General features: G+C 48.5%; 19 protein-coding genes. 7 read left to right on the plus strand and 12 right to left on the minus strand.

All coding sequences use genetic code 11. From position 1 onward, the window contains the following. The first annotated feature begins 98 nt into the window (after window positions 1-98). Entirely contained in the window at window positions 99-905 is an 807-nt protein-coding gene (locus CWM47_RS15000; RefSeq protein WP_100988862.1) for a hypothetical protein, read from the plus strand. 300 nt (window positions 906-1,205) lie between these two features. Here the strand turns inward: CWM47_RS15000 and CWM47_RS15005 are convergent, their stop codons facing one another. From CWM47_RS15005 to CWM47_RS15025, 5 genes are all read right to left on the minus strand, one after another. Then, window positions 1,206-2,093 carry a metallophosphoesterase family protein gene (locus tag CWM47_RS15005; RefSeq protein ID WP_100988864.1) on the minus strand — a complete coding sequence of 296 codons (888 nt, stop codon included), beginning with the start codon at window positions 2,091-2,093 and terminating at the stop codon, window positions 1,206-1,208. A 37-nt stretch (window positions 2,094-2,130) separates the two neighbouring features. Next, complete coding sequence (locus CWM47_RS15010; protein ID WP_240625911.1) at window positions 2,131-2,781, minus strand: hypothetical protein; 651 nt, start codon at window positions 2,779-2,781, stop codon at window positions 2,131-2,133. Between the two features lie 4 nt (window positions 2,782-2,785). Continuing rightward, entirely contained in the window at window positions 2,786-4,054 is a 1,269-nt protein-coding gene (locus CWM47_RS15015; protein ID WP_100988868.1) for a glycerophosphodiester phosphodiesterase, read from the minus strand. Then, window positions 4,051-4,746 (minus strand): hypothetical protein, encoded by a 696-nt coding sequence (locus tag CWM47_RS15020; protein WP_240625912.1) that lies wholly within the window; start codon window positions 4,744-4,746, stop codon window positions 4,051-4,053. The genes CWM47_RS15015 and CWM47_RS15020 overlap by 4 nt, the downstream gene beginning before the upstream one ends. A 193-nt stretch (window positions 4,747-4,939) precedes the next feature. Continuing rightward, window positions 4,940-5,530, minus strand: a complete 591-nt coding sequence (locus tag CWM47_RS15025; protein ID WP_100988870.1) for a hypothetical protein — start codon at window positions 5,528-5,530, stop codon at window positions 4,940-4,942. Window positions 5,531-5,684: 154 nt separating this feature from the next. Here CWM47_RS15025 and CWM47_RS40235 point away from each other — a divergent pair, with 154 nt between their 5' ends. Continuing rightward, window positions 5,685-5,894, plus strand: a complete 210-nt coding sequence (locus CWM47_RS40235; protein ID WP_394342016.1) for a DUF6965 family protein — start codon at window positions 5,685-5,687, stop codon at window positions 5,892-5,894. A 34-nt stretch (window positions 5,895-5,928) separates the two neighbouring features. On the opposite strand, the gene CWM47_RS15035 is transcribed toward CWM47_RS40235, so the two are convergent. From CWM47_RS15035 to CWM47_RS15050, 4 genes are all read right to left on the minus strand, one after another. Next, on the minus strand, window positions 5,929-6,156 hold the full coding sequence (locus CWM47_RS15035) for a hypothetical protein (RefSeq protein ID WP_100988874.1): 228 nt from the start codon (window positions 6,154-6,156) through the stop codon (window positions 5,929-5,931). Between the two features lie 446 nt (window positions 6,157-6,602). After that, on the minus strand, window positions 6,603-7,931 hold the full coding sequence (locus CWM47_RS15040) for an MFS transporter (RefSeq protein WP_100988876.1): 1,329 nt from the start codon (window positions 7,929-7,931) through the stop codon (window positions 6,603-6,605). A 98-nt stretch (window positions 7,932-8,029) separates the two neighbouring features. Continuing rightward, window positions 8,030-9,043: a zinc-dependent alcohol dehydrogenase gene (locus CWM47_RS15045; protein ID WP_100988878.1), complete on the minus strand. Its 1,014-nt coding sequence runs from the start codon at window positions 9,041-9,043 to the stop codon at window positions 8,030-8,032. A 128-nt stretch (window positions 9,044-9,171) separates the two neighbouring features. Beyond that, window positions 9,172-10,080, minus strand: a complete 909-nt coding sequence (locus CWM47_RS15050) for a helix-turn-helix domain-containing protein (protein WP_100988880.1) — start codon at window positions 10,078-10,080, stop codon at window positions 9,172-9,174. Between the two features lie 167 nt (window positions 10,081-10,247). Here CWM47_RS15050 and pcaH point away from each other — a divergent pair, with 167 nt between their 5' ends. From pcaH to pcaB, 5 genes are all read left to right on the plus strand, one after another. Then, a complete protein-coding gene (gene pcaH / locus CWM47_RS15055) occupies window positions 10,248-10,934 on the plus strand; it encodes a protocatechuate 3,4-dioxygenase subunit beta (RefSeq protein ID WP_100988883.1) in 687 nt (228 codons plus the stop codon). After that, window positions 10,934-11,545: a protocatechuate 3,4-dioxygenase subunit alpha gene (pcaG, locus tag CWM47_RS15060; protein WP_100988886.1), complete on the plus strand. Its 612-nt coding sequence runs from the start codon at window positions 10,934-10,936 to the stop codon at window positions 11,543-11,545. Before pcaH ends, pcaG begins: the two co-directional genes overlap by 1 nt. Before the next feature lie 2 nt (window positions 11,546-11,547). Continuing rightward, window positions 11,548-12,885, plus strand: a complete 1,338-nt coding sequence (locus tag CWM47_RS15065) for a 3-oxoacid CoA-transferase (protein WP_100988888.1) — start codon at window positions 11,548-11,550, stop codon at window positions 12,883-12,885. A 90-nt stretch (window positions 12,886-12,975) separates the two neighbouring features. Then, on the plus strand, window positions 12,976-14,172 hold the full coding sequence (pcaF, locus tag CWM47_RS15070; protein WP_100988890.1) for a 3-oxoadipyl-CoA thiolase: 1,197 nt from the start codon (window positions 12,976-12,978) through the stop codon (window positions 14,170-14,172). A gap of 24 nt (window positions 14,173-14,196) precedes the next feature. Next, window positions 14,197-15,480 (plus strand): 3-carboxy-cis,cis-muconate cycloisomerase, encoded by a 1,284-nt coding sequence (pcaB, locus tag CWM47_RS15075; protein WP_100988892.1) that lies wholly within the window; start codon window positions 14,197-14,199, stop codon window positions 15,478-15,480. Between the two features lie 110 nt (window positions 15,481-15,590). On the opposite strand, the gene CWM47_RS15080 is transcribed toward pcaB, so the two are convergent. From CWM47_RS15080 to CWM47_RS15090, 3 genes are all read right to left on the minus strand, one after another. Further along, window positions 15,591-15,830 (minus strand): hypothetical protein, encoded by a 240-nt coding sequence (locus tag CWM47_RS15080; RefSeq protein WP_100988894.1) that lies wholly within the window; start codon window positions 15,828-15,830, stop codon window positions 15,591-15,593. A gap of 227 nt (window positions 15,831-16,057) precedes the next feature. Continuing rightward, window positions 16,058-17,725, minus strand: coding sequence for a hypothetical protein (locus CWM47_RS15085; RefSeq protein WP_100988896.1), 1,668 nt, complete (start codon window positions 17,723-17,725; stop codon window positions 16,058-16,060). A 5-nt stretch (window positions 17,726-17,730) separates the two neighbouring features. After that, a complete protein-coding gene (locus CWM47_RS15090) occupies window positions 17,731-18,501 on the minus strand; it encodes an ABC transporter ATP-binding protein (protein ID WP_100988898.1) in 771 nt (256 codons plus the stop codon). Window positions 18,502-18,522: the final 21 nt, after the last annotated feature.

The raw sequence follows: 18,522 nt of genomic DNA on the forward strand, positions 1-18,522 counted from the left end.
TTAGTACAGTTCAGCGAGTAATTTCTTCAAACTAATTACTGGAATCACAACGTCCCGGCCGACAGCACATTACGGGCAGAACTGATGAACTAAGCAATATGGATCAACGATTTTTTTTACCACAGAGAAACCTTGTTTTATACCTACAGGCTTTCTGTACAGTAGTGAGTCTGAGCTTTCTTTCCGCCTGTTCGTCTTCGACCGATAAACCTGTCAAAACTGATGAGCCGGTTTACACGCTGATTTTTTTAGATAAAACACGAAGTGTCAATGTCAATAAAGCGTTTGTCGGGCAGAAATACCAACAGGCTATCAATGAGATCATTGAGCAGAATATACGGCAGAAGGGCGACAAGTTAGAGGTCTATTTTATTCACGAAAATACCTCCAAAGCCAGGGCGTTAAACCTGACCGTTCGCTCCGAAATGGACGACGTAGCAGCTGCCAGCCCTACCGACCGCGAAGCCGCCGAAACGGAATTTACCATGATGCTATCGCGCGAGAAGGCGCAGATTCGGCAGCGGGTATTGCAACAGTTGGTCGCACAAAACGCGGGTAAATCGAATCAGGAAACCGACATCTGGGCAAGCCTGCCCGTTATTGCCAAAGCCAACGAGTCGGGGGCAACGGTGAAAGTGTATTACCTCAGCGATATGGTCGAGAGCGTGAAAGGAAGCACCCGGCGTGACTTTCAGGTAACCCCACCTAAAAACAACACGCAAGCCGACGAATGGGCAAAAGCCGATGCCGAACAGCTCAAGCGCTACACGATTGGCAGCCCTGAAATCACGATGATTCTGCCGTTCGAGCCAAACGCGTCGATAAAGGAAAATAACCCCGCCGTAACGCAGTATTGGCAAACGCTGTTTTCAGAACTGGGAGCCGGAACGATAGAGGAGCAATAAGGCCGTAGAAAAATTTGGAACGCGGATAACACGGATTGAACGGATTAGCGCCGAAATAATTATGGGACTAATCTGTATTATCCGCGCTCTAATTCATAAGTTAACGTGAATAATGGATTACAATAGACATAAATTATTGATAATAAGTACGTTGACTCTGATTTTGTTCTGTCATCCTGACGATAGGAAGGATCTTCGGTAGCGATGAATTTACCTTGCCTACCGAAGATCCTTCCTATCGTCAGGATGACAAAACCGTGTATTATTCACGTTAGCTCAAGCACGGAATGACTCCGCTGCTCAATCAGGCTTGGCAGCATAAACTTCCTGGCCCGGAATTTCGAAATGATAGCCCTCCGAAAACCCCGAAAAGTCTTTTTTGAGGCAGTATGACGTTAATACCAAGCCCTCTCCTTCACGCCTGACAGACAGGTAATGAAACAACGGTTTATACTCCGTTGCCAAATCGGGCAATCGGCTTGGCGATACATTCAGGGGTTGCCGCAAGCCACCGCCACCGCCAATCACTAAAAACGTTTTGCCTTCGAACTGATACCGCTCGAACGCGTGTGAGTGCCCTGTAATGAATAGCCGCCCTTTTTGCGACCGAGTATAAGCGGGCACAAATCGCTGCTGAACCAGTTTGGACGAACCCACCAGCTTACTATTTGAATAAGGCGCATGGTGGCAGGTCACGATAACCACCTTCACGGCTGGGTCTTCGTCCATATCTTTCAATGTTTGCTCATACCAGGTTTGCTGCTTCACCAAATCGGCAATAGACATGATGCTGAAATTGGAATTGAGCATAACAACCGCAATGGCGTCCGTTACTTTCACATAACCAGTTGGACTGTGTTCGGGAAAACGCTGCTGAAAGTTTCTTGCCCCTTTGCGAGGTCGCCCCATTACGTCGTGATTGCCCATGATGGCATAAACAGCCGTACCCACAGCCGTACAGTTGGCCAGAAACTGGTCAATGACCCGCCATTTAGTCGTTCGATACCCCAACGAGACAATATCACCAAGCCAATAAAGAACGGCCGGTTTTAGCCGGACAATTTCGTTAAAAATTGTTGTGGTCGCTTTTGTATTCTGATGCGTTCTAAGGACTAACCGCTCCACCCACATAGGTGCCTGCGTATCGCTTAAAAACAGAATCTCCCGTTTATTCTCTTCCTTTTCCATAACGTTATGCTTTACCTAACAACGCTTGTGAGGCTTTTTACCATGAAAAAGCCCGCCAAACGAGTTGAATTTCAGCCGTGAACGCAGCGTTTTCGGTCGCCACGGCGTCAAACCATTTAAGTTCACCGGCTACTCTAAAACGACGGCCTATGGGATAGGTGTATGAGGCTGCCGCCATCCAGCCCGGACTAGCTGTATTAGACGTGACAATGCCAGCATAATCCAGCCGTGAGTAATTAACATAAACTCCGGTTCCGGCGGTTACGGCAAGCCGCCGGGTCAGGCTTCGGTCGGTGCCGCGTAGCCAGGCCAGTGGCATCGAAAAGACTAATAAAACCGGAACCGTCGATACATATACATGGGCCGATTCATTCGCTACCAGCCCCCGATAGCTGTACATTGTTGTCCAGCCAGTTTCCAGGCCCATCCGCAGGCGATGATCGGGATACCACATCAGCCGAAGTGATCCTGGCGCGCCAAACCGGCTCAAATGCGCCTGCTCCAGCGTATTTGGTATGCCGAGGTGGGTCGAATAATAGGACAAGCCACCACCTGCCGATACCACAAACGTATAAGGCCCGCGCTTCGCATTGATCGAATCTACTTGTACGCTTTGTTGCCCGTTGGCTGTCAAACCAGTCGTTAACAGACCCACGAACCAGGCTATGATATGTAAATAACCGCGCATATGCTTATTGCTGTTCAACATAATGATAGTAAGCCACCACAGGGGAGTAATTAGACAGAATCCCGTCGAAATTATTCTGGCTAATAAACTCCCGAATAAATTCCGGCTCATCGAGTGTCCAGACAAATACTGTTCGACCTTCTGCTTTCATCGCCAACACCTCTTCCGTTTGTGGACCGAGCGTCCAGCGTGGCGCCCAGATACGAGCGCCTAAACTACGGGTGGTCGCTGTATCCAATTCGCATAAAATGGGCGTATTCTCTTTGTTGGAAAGAGCTTCATAAGAAGCTACTGCATCGGTACTTGGCAGACCTATAATAATGCGGAGATCGCGCCGGGCGAGTATAGCTTTTTGCCGAAACGTTTGTTGCAACGCCTGCACCTTGTCCATTGGGCCGATGTATTTGGTATCGAGCCAGACAAAGCTCAGGGATGTATTGTTGATAACAGTTTCCAGGGCTTGCTCAAGAGTCGGAATTTTTTCGCCGTTGACCAGCCTGACAAGGCTATTGAGTTGCTGATACGTATAGTTTTCAACTGGCCCGGCCAACCCGCTTTTCTGAATAAGTCTCAGATTTAACGTATTGTCGTGGTATAAAATCGGTACACCGTCTTTGGTGTATCGTACATCAATCTCTATTCCGGTTGCTCCAAGGCGAGAGGCTAGTTTTATGATCTCGATGGAGTTTTCGGATGCGGGCAACAGGTCTGATGTACGTCCGCCACTTCGGTGAGCCATAATCGAAAATGGCCTTCTGTTCAGGGGGCGTTTGTAGGTAAGCGTTAGGGGCTGCGTCGGTTCGGCGGTTTTTTCTCCATATGATCCCGTTAGAACAAGGGTATCGCCTGTTGCCAGATTGCCGCTGTAGGGTTGAAGCTGGCCGTTATGTTTCGCTTTGAGTGTAAGGTGAGAGAGCCCGGTTGAGGTGTTGACCAGTTTACGCCAGTAGCCCGATACAACTAAACTATCGGTTTGAGCAGTGCCTTCCAGATTGAAAAAACCAGCGTCGACTCCTGTAAAAATAGAGAGGTAGTGTGTTGTATCAGAGCCCTCCAGTGTGTACGTCCATTTTAAGGCGACCTGATCACCGAACTGACTGGAACCATCCGTTACGGTATATACACCTTCCATTGTTTGACGAACAGTCGGCACAAATCGCCCGGAACCGGGGGTATTGGTAAATGTGTAAGGGACAGGCGCTTCATAGTCCTTACGGCAACTGGTAAAGCCTATGAGAACCAAGCCCAGAGCAATATAATTGGTCAGTTTCACAGAATAAAGCCGAAAATAAGTTGAGGATATAATAGATTCCGATCAAACGTGTCATACAATGACCAAAGTTGCCAGTTGAAGTTTGAGTAGGCGGCCCTGATGCCCACCGAAACATGGGTTTTGTTGTAAAAAGGTTGCTCCAGCATAGCGGTAAATGCCACCCCGTTGATTGTCCTCCGGCTGTATTCAACGGCAAGCGAACCTACCTGCGACCGGTAATAAAGGTCGAGTATAGCCTCTCCCTTCACCGTTAATTGGAGATCCCTTGTTAGCCGGTAGCCCACTGAAAGATTTGGAAACGTTTGAACGCCATACGCCTGACTGTTGAACACATCCTTTATAAGCAAGGCACCAAACCAGCCATGTAAATCATACCCGGCCCCTATCGAAAGTCGATTGGTGAGTGGTTTGGCCCATTTTATACCAACAGCCAGATTGCTCTGCACGAACTGAGTCTGGATACGACCGGCAAAGTAAAGACGCTTTCCCAAAGCTCGCTGAATATTGAAGTCAACGGCAGGCACGCTCACACGAACTTCTTCCGTTAGCTCGGGCGGTGTGGTCGTGAACACGACGCCAATAGATTTGCGCCACTTACCAATGGGAGGGGCTTGAGGGAAATATATAGTCGGTTGCGCAGGCCAGGCGGGTTCAGTTGTTTGAGCCATCATGGCCGATGCCGTGAGCATCATGAAACAACTTGTCTGGCAAATTTTAGTAAAAATTTTTCTAATAGTGGTCACTTGGTGGTTTACATTCAAAGTCAGATGAAGTAAACCGACTGGGAAGTGATTATGTTATGGGCAGTTAAGAATATACGTTACAACCTGACTAACAAGATTGGGTATAGAGGTCATTTCTGTTCTGGTATCATTGCCTTCGTTCTTATAGGCGCTCGTTTAACCTGCTATCAAACTCCTCCATAAAGGGATACGGATTTGGCAATTCACAATCGGAAGCCAGTGCCAAAATCCGCTGACTGGAAATGGTTAGCCGATCTACTTCTTCTAATCTGCAACTGGCATTGTACCCTTCGGCCTGGATAAGTACAGCCGCGAAATCACCTTTTTGCCAGATTCTTCGCCCAATAAGCATGAGCTTGTCTTCACGCCTGACACAGTACTGAACACTAATCCTGGGCAGAGATTTGCCCTCGCCGTGTTTTAACACAAAGGCTGTATTTAAGGTATCAGTGTAGGTGCAGGAAAGTTTAAATAGTACGTTGTCGTAAAAATACAGGAAAAGATCGCTAACGAGAATGCCCGAAATATCGATAGTAGTTGCTTTGAATACGCGAATGTGTGTACATGGCAACGCTATCGTTCCTTTAACAAGAGCTTGCTCTTCTTCGAAATCTGTTTTCTTTAATGAGTCGGGAGTAGTAGCACCAATGAGATAGTTACCCAATCCACGCACGTCCGCTTGTGCATGAAGTTCATATGTAAGAAGGGAAAGAATTAACAGGAGACATTTCATTCAGACCAATGCATAGTGAGTCTTTACTGAAAAGTACGAAGTTTACAAGACTACTTGATGCAAAGCGCTGGGTCTAATTTTTATGTTTACGAATTTATTATTCGGTAAACATAAAATGTAAATACGTGCTAGTTTTGTGTTCATGAATGATGACATGAACAATCTGCTCGACTTTTTTATTGGACTTGTTTTACCCGAGACTGAATTTAAAATTACCAAGCAAACGTCCACATCAAATCTACAAAAATGCGTACGATTGGCTATGGCACTGGCAAAGGATGGCAACAAGCCCAGTGTGATTCGGCTCAGGCGGATACGGGACTTGTTGGAAAAACAGTCAATCGAATTTGTCAGGCCGAGGTAAGGGTGGAAGCAAAGAGCTTCAGGACTCGGATTAACTAGGGACAGTAGTCTGCCAAAAGGGATTGGCGTAAATGCTGGGCCACTTCACTACCCGCTCGTTTATAAGCAGCCAGTAGTAGTGTGAACTCTTGAAGCGCTTGTTTATCGTCAAAAACCACTTCCAGCTCATGGTTATAATCTGGATTAATGAGTGGGGGCGCATACTCATCGAGGCCCGAAATATGTTTATTCTGAGCAAGCGTAAAAACGAAAGAACGCTTCATACTTGATGTGAGTGTATATAAACACGACTTTCTTACCAGTTCCGCCAATCTCCGAACTGGGCAAAGTCAAGTTTTATGGATAAAAAACAATTAACAAGATTACTATATTAAATTAAAGTACACAAGCAACAGGACTGAAAACCAACTAGTTACCATAATGTAAATTTGGGGTATTTTTATTTAAAAATAAATAAAAAAGATAAATTTTTGTATTTAAATAATGTATGTCTGCGGATCATTTTTGACGGGATTAATGGGGAATGGGATTTAAATGATGATTTGTTTGACCTTAAGTGATCGTTTTTTCTATTTTCTAACCATACACTCTAATATGGAATTAAGTTAAAAAACTTCATGATTTTTAACTTAACTGTCTATTAATCAGAGGCTATTCCCATACACTAATAAATAAAAATAAATGTAGCAACACCATATTTAAATTAGCCTCAGGCGTCTATATTCCTGGATGGAATGGTGTATGCCATATACCCCGCTACAAGCAGTGGTAACGAAAACAAACTAAACAGCGTGGGTAAACTGAGGCCCATGTCAGATAGTATACCAAATAAAGCTGGCCCAAGAATAGCACCAAATCGACCGACGCCCATAGCGAGTCCAACGCCTGTTGTCCGCATGGCGGAGGGGTACACCCTCGCTGTTGTTGGAAAGTAACCATTGAAGCCACCCTGAACAAAAAAGCCGATGAAAAATGTCATCAAAAAGACCAGTCCATAACCCATTTTCATGTTGCCGTAGAGCAGCATTACCCCGAATGCAAAGAGCATGAATGCAGGAATAAGTTTTCGAAGGCCAACCCGACCCACAACAAGCCCGAAAACCAGACCGCCTGAAAATGCTCCCACGTTCAGAGCCGTACCAACATACGTAGCCAATTCGAAGGGCATTCCAAGTTCCTTGGCAAGCGTTGGTACCCAGCTCATCAGGGTATAGAGTGTGATAAAACCAAAGAAAATGCCGATCCACAGCCGAAACGTCGACGCTCTGTAAGCCGGTGTAAACAGGTCGGCGTAGGGCACCGTGGGGTGTATATTACCAGCAGAAGGTAGCTTATCCAGCGTTATGTGACCCATGCGTGAGAGCAGCGTGTTGATCTGACGAAGTGCATTTTTCGGTTGCCGCTCGACTAAAAAGGCCAGTGACTCGGGCATGAACAGCATAATACTAATCAGCATGAGGGTCGAAATAAGGCCAGCCGCCAGATAGGCCGACCGCCAGCCAAACTCCGGAATCGCCCATGCCGTGAAAAACCCGGCCAGAATAGCGCCGATTGGCCAGCCAGCCTGTACGATTCCGACATTAAAATCACGTCGCTTATTATTCGAAAACTCAGCCGCAACTGCCGCCAAGGTGGGCAGTATACCCCCAATACCCAGGCCCGTGATAAGTCGGCAAAGCAACAGCTGATAATAGGCACTTACTATAGACGATAGCAGCATACCGCCTGTTATGAGGCTCAAAGCAATAATAAATAGCTTGCGCCGACCGATTTTGTCGCTAAAGGGAGCTAGTAAAAAACAACCTGCTGTCATACCTGTCAGCCCCGCACTGAACACATAGCCAAGGTCTGACTTCGACAAAGCCCATTCACGGACAATTTCGGAGCCGGTAAACGACACCACCAGCACGTCGATGCCGTCGTTCATGTTCATGATAAAGCAAATCACGACCATTAACACCTGGAAGCCACTCATTGGCGAGTCGTCGATCAGGGTTTTCAGCGAAGTTTGAGAGGGAGTTTCAGTTACGGGTGTCATTGATTAGTAGATTAACAGGGCAGTACTACAGTGTATTTTTATAGTTGAGACGTGTGCATTTTATAAGGCACCCAAGAACAACACAAGTATCTAAGCAATTAAACAGAAATCACAATTTTACTGTCTTCTCCTTTTGCGGCTGTTTCCAGGGCCGATTGTAAATCGTTGAGATTTGCCTGCTGCGAAATAATAAATCCCGGACGAATTACACGGGCGGCAATCAACTGAAGCGTCCGTTTGAAGTCGAATGGGTGATCATAAATAATTGACGGAACGATAGATATTCCTTCACGGGCGATTTTCAGGGGCGTAAACTGCGCTGGCTTCGCGGCAAGGCCTACCAGCACGATCTCGGACCCACGGGGGGCTGCTGCGGCTGCCAGTGTAGCCGTTGCTACTGCGCCAGCACATTCAAAGACGGCACAAACCTCGTTTGCTAGCCAGGAATCGGCCAATGCCACTGCCTGACTATCTGCATCGCCCGAGGGACATAGAGCAACAGCACCCAGGCTTTCGGCCATTCTGAGCTTGCCGGGGCTGATTTCGGTAACAAACACCCGATAACCCAGGGCGAGAGCAAGGTGCGTGAGCAACAGCCCAATGGCTCCCAAACCAAGCACCGCAATCGTGTCGCCGGGTTTGGCGCTCGACGTCAGCAGGGCATGAACGGCTACGGCCATTGGCTCGATGGTTACGGCGTCTTCGTCGGAAATGGCATCGGGAACAGTCCAGCAAAAATTGGCGGGCAAGACAATGTATTCGGCAAAGGCACCGGGTTCATTTACACCAAATACACGTTTGTTGATGCATATATTACCCTTGCCTGCATAACAGTATCGACAGTTTCGGCAGGGAATATTAGGCTCTATCACCACACGCTCGCCTATAGTTCGGCCTGTTACACCAGCACCAAGTTTGTCAAGGTAGCCTAATCCTTCGTGACCAATAATGTTTGGTTTGTCCAAAAGTCGATGTCCCAAAAACAGGTGTACATCCGACCCGCATACACCAATCAGTTTCAACTTTACGCGTACTTCGCCAATGCCCGGTTCAGGTATTGGCACATCCTGAAGTTGAATATGTTTGGGTGATTGAAGAAAAGCCGCTCTCATACTACCTATATCGGGTTATCGTCACATAGGAACGTGACGTAAAAAAAGCTACATTAAGATTGACAGACAGGCCGGTTAATAGCAATAAAAGGAGTCAAAAGTACCAAAGATCAAGCAGAAAAAACGGCTTACTTTACCAGATCAAGTACGTTTGTCGGCATAGGCTGCACTTGCCGAAACGCTTTGGGTGTCAGACCGGTCTGCTTCTTGAACAGCCGCGAAAAATAGGCGGGGTCTTCGAAGTTAAGTCGGTAAGCTACTTCGGCAATTGTATAGTCTGTTTGCGTAAGGTATTTGCGGGCTTCAGTTAAAAAGTAGTCATAAACAATCTGCATGGCCGACTTTTGCATCAACTCCCGGCAAACCCGATTCAGGTGTACGGCAGTAATACTCTGTTCATCAGCATATTGACTGATATTTTTTTGTGGATTCCGCTCCTGCCGAATCCGCTTTTGAAATGTTCGGTAGATAGATAGGCTTCGATTTTTAGGAGTCGTTTCGACTACCTGTTGTTGCCGGACATAGCGGAATACATCGGTTAAAAAAGCTGTAAGTACTGACTGAAGCACACATTCCCGGTTGGGTAAATTGTCTGCCGATTCTTCCTCCAGCCGGTCAAGCAACGTTTTTAAATAGGCAAACCAGCGCAATTGATTTTGAGCCGAAACAACTTGTATATGACCACCTTCGAGGCCAATGGCCGGGGTTTTAGCAGTCAGATCGTCGACAAACGAAGCCGAAACAGTTAACACTGTTCCGCTGGCTTCTGTAATGTAGCGCAATCCATGCAGGGTGTTTTCGGGAATCAGCAGCAGGCAGGGACTGGTAAATGGCAATTCACCTGTATCTGACCAGATTATGCCATTGCCTGTTTCTACATAAAATAGCTGAAAAAGATGCGCGTGAACATGCGGCTTTATAATCCATTTATGCCGGGGACTACGCGTTTCGATTCGCTCGATCTGGACAAAATCGGGCAAAATTACAGCGTGTTGATCGCCGTAAAGGCCATTGTAATGTTGAATAGCCTGTTTCATGTCATATATAGATGCCCGTGAATCATGCCCATAAAATAATGTATAATTTGTCTCTATTTTCAGCTGCTTTGTCCTAAAGCCCGGTTACTTCCCTAATCTACTTTTGCACCAGTATCCTAAAGCCAATAGAACCAACTGATGACTAGTCTATAAACCTAAAGTCTACTATGGAAACGCTCGATTTTAATGTACACCCTCCGCACTTATCGCCCGCCTATAAGTCGACCATTCTTAGAAGCCCGACAAAACCCTTGCTGATTGTTCAGGAACATCTGAAAGACTTGTCGATGCCCGTTTTCGGTGAATCGGTACTCGGAAAGTTCGACAACGATCTGACAAAAAATGCCCGCGCCAATGGTGACCCGATCGGTGAACGTATCAAAGTGGCAGGCCGGGTAATGGACCAGAGCGGCAGGGGTTTATCCAATGTCCTCGTTGAAATCTGGCAGGCCAATGCCGCCGGGCGTTACATTCACAAGGCTGAGATTCACGACGCTCCACTCGATCCAAATTTTCTGGGCAGCGGGCGCTTGCTAACCGACAGCGAGGGGCGTTATTCATTCTATACCATAAAACCGGGCGCCTATCCCTGGGGTAATCATTATAATGCCTGGCGACCTAACCACATCCACTTTTCGGTGATGGGTCATCAGTTTGAACAGCGGCTGATAACCCAGATGTATTTCCCCGGCGATCCGCTGTTTGCCTTTGACCCGATCTTCCAGTCGACGCCGGTTCATGCCCGTGAGTTACTGATTTCCAAGTTCAACATGGACTGGACCGAGCCGGAATTTGCACTGGCCTACGAGTTTAACATTGTACTGAACGGACGCAAAAACACCCCATTTGAGTAATGGAATATCTAAGAGAGACCCCTTCACAAACCGTGGGGCCGTTTTTTGCCTATAGCCTGACGGCCGAGCAGTACGGTTATGCCTACAATAGTATTATGAATCATGCGCTGGTAAGCGACCAGATACCAGACAACTATGCTGGTGCCGAGCACATTTATATCCAAGGCCGCATTTATGACGGTAATGGTAATGCCATTCCGGATGCTATTGTCGAACTATGGCAGGCCGATCCGCTGGGTCATTATCGGACGGAGCCTATTGGCTTGAAAAATGGTCAGCCCGACTTTACAGGACTGGGTCGTATGGGAACAGGTACCTTGCCAGATGGCCAGTTTCGATTCAAAACGCTCAAACCCGGCGCCGTAGATACAGCCTCGGCGCCAGTAATTAATGTTACATTGTTTATGCGGGGCTCCCTCCGGGGCCTGACTACCCGACTCTATTTTTCGGACGAGGCCGAAGCGAATCAGCAGGATGCCCTCCTGAGCGCCGTTGATTCCGACCGGCGGCATACGCTTGTTGCCCAACGGCTGGACCAGAATGGCCAGATCTTTTATACCTTCGACCTGTATATGCAGGGCCAGAATGAAACCGTTTTCTTTGCCGCTTAACTATGAAACAAGTACCCATTATCACTGCCGACGAAGCCGCACTTAAAGTTAAAGACGGTGATACATTGCTGGGGGGAGGCTTCGGAATGACGGGGAACCCCGTCCATTTGCTTCATGCTCTTGCCCAAACCAGCACAAAAAACCTGACGTTTATTGGCAATAATGTGGGGGAGCCGGGTCTTGGCGGGGGGCGGTTGTTGCTGAATGGTCAGCTTCGAAAAATGATCGGCTCATTTTTTACCAGTAATCCCGACGCCGTAAAAGCCGCGCAATCTGGAACCGTTGCGTATGAACTTCTTCCACAAGGCACGCTGGCCGAGGCTATCCGGGCCGGTGGTGCCGGCATTGGTGGTTTTTATACGCCAACATCTGCCGGAACATTAATTGCCGAGGGCCGCGAGACTAAAATTCTGAATGGCGTAGAACAGGTCTTCATTCCCGGTATTCGGGCCAATGTGGCGTTCATTCGGGCATGGCGAGCGGATACGGCAGGTAACCTGACCTACCGTATGACTGAGCAGAATTTCAACCGGGCAATGGCCACGGCTGCTGATCTGGTTATAGCCGAAGTGGAAGAAATTGTACCCGTTGGCACAATCGACCCGAATCATATTCAAACGCCGGGTTGTTTCGTTGATTTTCTGGTACAAGCACACGTTTCGGCCGAGATGCTGGGTTCATCGGCGTCGCTGGGAGCTGGGCGTAAAGCCAGCCAGTCGCGGCTGAACATGGCTCGACGGGCATTTGACGAATTAAAATCCGGCGATGTTGTTAACCTCGGCATTGGCATTCCTACCCTCGTCGCCGACCTGATTCAGCCAGAACAGGGCATTATTCTGCATACCGAAAACGGAATGCTTGGCGTGGGACCGCCCCCAACCGATGGCGGTGGTGCTATGGATTACCCTGTCAATGCAGGCAAAATTCCGGTTACCGCCTTGCCCGGCAGTAGTTATTTCGACTCGGCAGATTCCTTTGCCATGATTCGGGGCGGTCATATCGACGTAGCCATTATGGGTGGTCTGGAAGTCGATGAATCAGGAAATCTAGCCAACTGGGCCGTACCGGGCAAACCGCTTCTGGGTGTTGGCGGGGCAATGGATCTAGCATCAGGGGCAAAAAAACTCATCATCACGCTCACTCATGCCGACCCTGATGGTACGTCCAAAATTGTCCCTAAATGCACCCTGCCCATCACTGCCGAAGGCGTCGTTGACCTTGTTATTACCGAATTAGCCGTATTTGGCTACCCAAACGGTCAACTCACCCTTCTCGAACTAATGCCCGGCGCTACGCTGGAAGACGTAAAAGCTAAAACGGCTGCGAAATTTAAAGAGTGAAAGAGCAAAAGAGTAAGCGAGCGATATTCGCGGCAGCCACTCTTTCACTCTTTCGCTCTTTCGCTCTTTCACCCTCTCACTCTTTACTTAATGGAATCGTACATCTGTGATTATATCCGCACACCTATTGGCCGATATGGCGGTGCCTTGTCGAGCATACGGCCCGACGACCTGGCGGCTATCGTTCTCCGCGCCCTGATGGACCGCTCTCCCGGCGTGGACTGGTCTGCCCTCGACGACGTTATTCTGGGTTGCGCCAATCAGGCAGGAGAAGACAATCGTAATGTTGCCCGTATGGCCGTATTATTGGCGGGTATGCCCGTAGGTGTTAGCGGTACAACAATCAATCGGCTTTGTGGCTCCGGTATGGACGCGGTGCTAACTGCCAGCCGCCTAATTCGGGCGGGAGAAGCCGATCTGGTCATAGCCGGAGGGGTGGAGAGTATGTCGCGCGCGCCTTTTGTTCTGCCCAAAGCCGAAAGTGGCTTTTCGCGTGCTGCCGAAATTTATGACACAACTATTGGCTGGCGGTTCGTTAACAAGGAGATGCAAAAGTTGTACGGCACCGACTCTATGCCCGAAACGGGTGAGAATGTGGCAGCCGATTTCGGCATTTCCCGCGAAGATCAGGATCAGTTTGCACTCCGCAGCCAGCAAAAAGCAAGTGCCGCTATAGCCAGTGGCCGATTGGCAAAGGAGATTGTTCCCGTCACGGTGAAACAAGGGAAAACTACTGCCGTTGTGGAGACCGACGAGCATCCACGCGCTACTTCACTGGAACAGCTAGCCAGATTAGGCACGCCTTTTCGCGAAAATGGCACCGTCACGGCGGGCAATGCGTCGGGGGTGAATGACGGGGCGGCAGGCTTGCTGCTGGCATCAGAAAAAGCCATTCGGCAATACGGACTTACCCCACTGGCACGGGTTGTAGGAGGAGCTACAGCGGGTGTACCACCCCGAATTATGGGTATTGGACCTGTACCCGCCACGCAAAAATTGCTCAGTCGGCTAAACCTGACGGTAAGCGATCTCGACGTCATCGAACTAAATGAAGCCTTTGCCAGCCAAGGGCTAGCCGTACTTCGTCAATTAGATATTGCCGACGACGATAATCGTGTGAACGCCAATGGTGGTGCTATTGCCCTGGGGCACCCGTTGGGTATGTCGGGGGCGCGGCTCGTGGGCACCGCTGCCCTGGAATTGCAGGAGCGGTCGGTACGATACGCCCTAACAACCATGTGCATTGGTGTTGGGCAGGGTATCGCACTGATGCTTGAAAAAGCGTAGATTGACCCGTATTGGTATTCCGGCATGAGCTTATACAGAACCCTATTTTATCAACCAGACGTCAACGCGCTTTATTCCGACGAAGCAACCGTTGCTTATATGCTTTGGGCGGAGTCGGCACTGGCGCGGGCGCAGGCCCTTCATGGCCTCATTCCCGGTTGGGCCGCCGATGCGATTGCTGCTAGTTGCAACAGTCAGTTGATTGATATAAACCAGTTGGTCAATACCATTCCCCTGGGTGCCAACGCCTGTATTCCATTGGTAAAACAACTGACGACTCTGGTGGAAAAGCAATCTCCTGAAGCCTCCCCCTACATTCATTTTGGGGCTACCAGTCAGGATATTATCGACACAGCTACCATGCTTCAAAGCCGGGATGCGGTACTATTCATTCAAAAAGACCTACACCGGCTCATTGCCCAACTTACTGCTCTGGCTGTCGAACATGACCAGACGCCAATGGTGGGTCGAACGCTCCTGCAACAAGCCAAACCAATTACTTTTGGCTTTAAGGTGCGTACCTGGCTCGATGGACTTGGGCGTTCGTCAAGTAGACTAGAGAACTTATTTTCCGAGACTTTTGCCCTTCAACTTGGTGGTGCGGTAGGTGACCTGAAATCAATGGGTTCAGCAGGCCCGGCCATCGCCCAAACTATGGCCGACGATCTCGGGCTATATAATCCGACAATGGCCTGGCATACCCAGCGCGACCGCATCGCCGACATTGCCGCCAAGCTGGGAATACTTGTGGGTGCCGTCGCCAAAATCGCTACCGACATTAGTTTGATGATGCAAACCGAAGTGGGCGAAGTGCTGGAACCTGCCGGGGCAGGCAAAGGAGGTTCATCGGCCATGCCTCACAAACGTAATCCGGTTTCGTCGGTCGCTATCCGGGCTATTGCCGGGCGTACCCCTAACCTGGTTGCCACACTTTTCGGCTGCCTGATGCAGGATCATGAACGAGCCAGTGGAGCCTGGCATGCCGAATGGGAACCGTTGGCAGAGCTGATTCAGCTTACGGCGGGGGCTGTTCATCAGGCTGTAGTGATGACGGATGGATTGGTTGTGAACGTCGAACAGATGCGAAAAAACCTTGACGCCACAAACGGGCTGCTCTTTGCCGAAAACGTGGCTCTGGCCTTGGCGCCTAAAATTGGCAAGTCGCAGGCAACCGCTTTTATTGAAACGGCCTGTTGGGAATCTCAACAGGCAGGCCAACACCTTAACGTTTACCTTTCTAACCAACCCTTAATACAACAGCATTTCACCCCCGGCGAACTGGCTACCCTCTTTGATCCGACTCGTTGATATGGGTCAGGCTAATGCTATTTTTCTGGCTACACTGGCTATTATTGGTCTTGGCTACGGCTTAAAACGAGGGAATCGCCAGCAAACAGGAGGGTAATGTCCTCTTGCAATTACTTCATCTCGACTATGTCCTTGAGAATAGCTGCTTCATCGGCAAGTGTGGGCATGCCTTTTCTAAGATAACTATAATAGGTTCGACCTGCCAGGGATGCGTGGCCTTTGTTTCCACTTGCCAGTGCACTTTGGTAGACTTCATAAAGCTCTTTCTGCCGGGCTTTTCGCCTACTTCTGGTATATACGACAAAGTAAATAATACCCCCTACGGTTAGTAGAAATAATAGTAATGCCATCGATTAAGGTATTGTGGATAGAATGCCAACTATGCTAGCTGGTGTTAATTGCCTTTACTAAACGCGCAAAGTGAATAACGTGCTGGTTATCAATGGTAGTTATATGGCTATCCTGACTATCCAGCTACTTGGTATTAAGGAAAAGCTACGGATGGCAAGCTACTAAAATCTACCTCAGACCAATTATTAATTGATTAAGCGTTACATAAATGTATGTAAATGGATACTCAACCCATTTCAATCCGCTCCCAGGTTGTTTTCTGGTATTGCCGAAGTAGAATCCAGAACGTGATGATAGAAAACGGGAGAGCCACCCAGGTGCCATAGGGGAGAATGGTCAGGCCGTAATGCGAAAAGCCAACAACTGCCAGAATGAGGCTGGTTAGAAGGCCCCGAGCCGTATTGTTCTGTTTCAACGCATCCGGCGCTACAGAAAATGGCATAAAACGGATGGACAATAGGGACGTGCAAAGTAACATCACCAGTGAATTACTAAAAGCCAGCAACACATCACTGATCTTGTCGAGGCCATAACGGTATAAAATGTAGCAGGCCAGCAAACAGTAAAAAGGCAGCAACAGCTTTATGATCAATGCTTTCATCGACCCGGAAAGTACATCGCCGGGCGTTTTAATGGGCGCACTACCATAAATCCAGGAAGCCCGGTAATTGTCAGAAATGCCCAGTTGGTACTGGGCAACCATAACGTACAGGCCGGCAAAATACAGGGCGAAAAGGTAGAAAAAGCCACTGGAACCAAAGCTGTCCCGTTGAAATGACATAGCTACTACATAGGCAAGACCAAAGCCTAGTTGCGGATAGGTTTTGAGTTTAAACTTTCGGTCGCGCCCTGTTATTCTCCACGTAAAAGCAAAGGCCGCCCGTTCGAGTGAATTGGTTGTAAACCAGTCTGATACTAATGTGAGCAAGCTGGTTTGATCTGGCTGTGTTCGCCGGGAGGTTGCACCGAATGACTCAGGGCGACTTTCGGTATCAATAGCACTCAGCTTCTGCGTAAAGCCGGTAGTCAGGAAACGATTCATGAACCACAGGCCACCAAACGGCATAATCAGGGCAAGAGCTATAAAAACCAGGTGTGTGGAATCCAGTATGGGCTGAGCCACACTATCGACAGTGCCAGCCATCCACATTGGCGGAATCAGGTAATGCCACCATTGGTGATCAAGGGCCTGAGTTAGCACATCCTGACCAACTAACCGGGGTAATACCTGGTAACTGCCATAGAACAAAATGGCCATTACAATTTGAAAATAATTGATGACCTCACGCAGCTTCTCTTCGCTGATAAAACGCATCAGCATCAGATAAAAAATGTTGGTAAGGAAAACCATCAATACCGCCGATAGTAAACTCATGGCCAGAAAAACGAGGCCCGCAATTGGCCCAAATCGGTAAGCAATCACCAATACACCACCCGCCGATAAAGACAGGGCAATGCCGAATAAATAGCTGGTAATATGCACAATACGGGCTAACCATAGCGTTCGACTATCAACGGGCCGGGGTAAAATGATCTGATTGTCAGACGAGTCGAGTATGACCGATGAGAAGTCAGAAATGAGTGTCATGGCGCACAAGGCCATAACGTATGAAAACTGCAACGTAAGCGGAAAGAATAACCGATCCTGATCTGGTATCAACAGCATGGACGCACTAATTATGCTGCCAACTATGGTGTATGTGATCAGTATGCGCGTGAAATTGTTGTTGCTCTCTGTCTTTGCTTTGCCATATCGGCCAAGACCAACAGAACTCCTGCGGTTATCCATCGTCAGTTTTACCTGTACAATGGCCCGCAATTGGCCATAGTCAGCTCCTACTAATCGAATTAACGGTTTTATCCGGTCGAGGAGCCAGAGAATCAGGCTTGTCATGCCAATTAGTTTTTTAGAGCGTGAATAAACTCTTCGGCTATACCCGTTTGCCCTTCGCTGCCTGTGAGTTCGGCAAACAGTTGCTCAAGCGATTCGGGTCGTTGATGCTGAAGCTCGGCAAAGGTGCCATCGGCAATAATCTGGCCTTTATTGATGATGATAATCCGGTCCGAAATTTTCTCCACAACGTCCATAATATGCGAACTGTAGAAAATGGTTTTGCCACTATTAGCCAACTGACGCATTATTTCTTTAACCAGCACAACTGCATTGGCATCTAGACCCGACAGGGGTTCGTCCAGAAAAATAACATCCGGATTATGCAGCAATCCCGAAATGAGCAGCACTTTTTGGCGCATACCCTTCGAGAAGGTCGTCATGCGGGCGTTTGAATGGTCACTAAGTTGAAACAGACGAAGCAACTCAAGTGCTTTCCGCTCGATGTGAGCTGCATCAAGATCATATAACTGCCCGATGAACTGAAGATATTCCATGGGTGTCAGTGTATCGTAAAGGGCCGCATTTTCGGGAACGTACCCAATTCGACGTTTGATGTCGAGTGCCTGCGTTTTTACGTCCATGCCCAGCACGGTGGCCTCACCCGTGAAGTCGGGCAGCATACCAATCAAAATTTTGATCGTTGTCGACTTTCCTGCGCCATTAGGACCGATGTAGCCCACGATCTGACCGGACGATACGCTCAAGTCAATGCCTTTCAAAACGGGCGTTGAGCCGTAAAATTTATGAATATTCTGGAGTTGAATAACAGGGACCATTTTCTAAGCTCGTTAACGAAG

This window comes from Spirosoma pollinicola (assembly GCF_002831565.1).
Taxonomy (GTDB): Bacteria; Bacteroidota; Bacteroidia; order Cytophagales; family Spirosomataceae; genus Spirosoma; species Spirosoma pollinicola.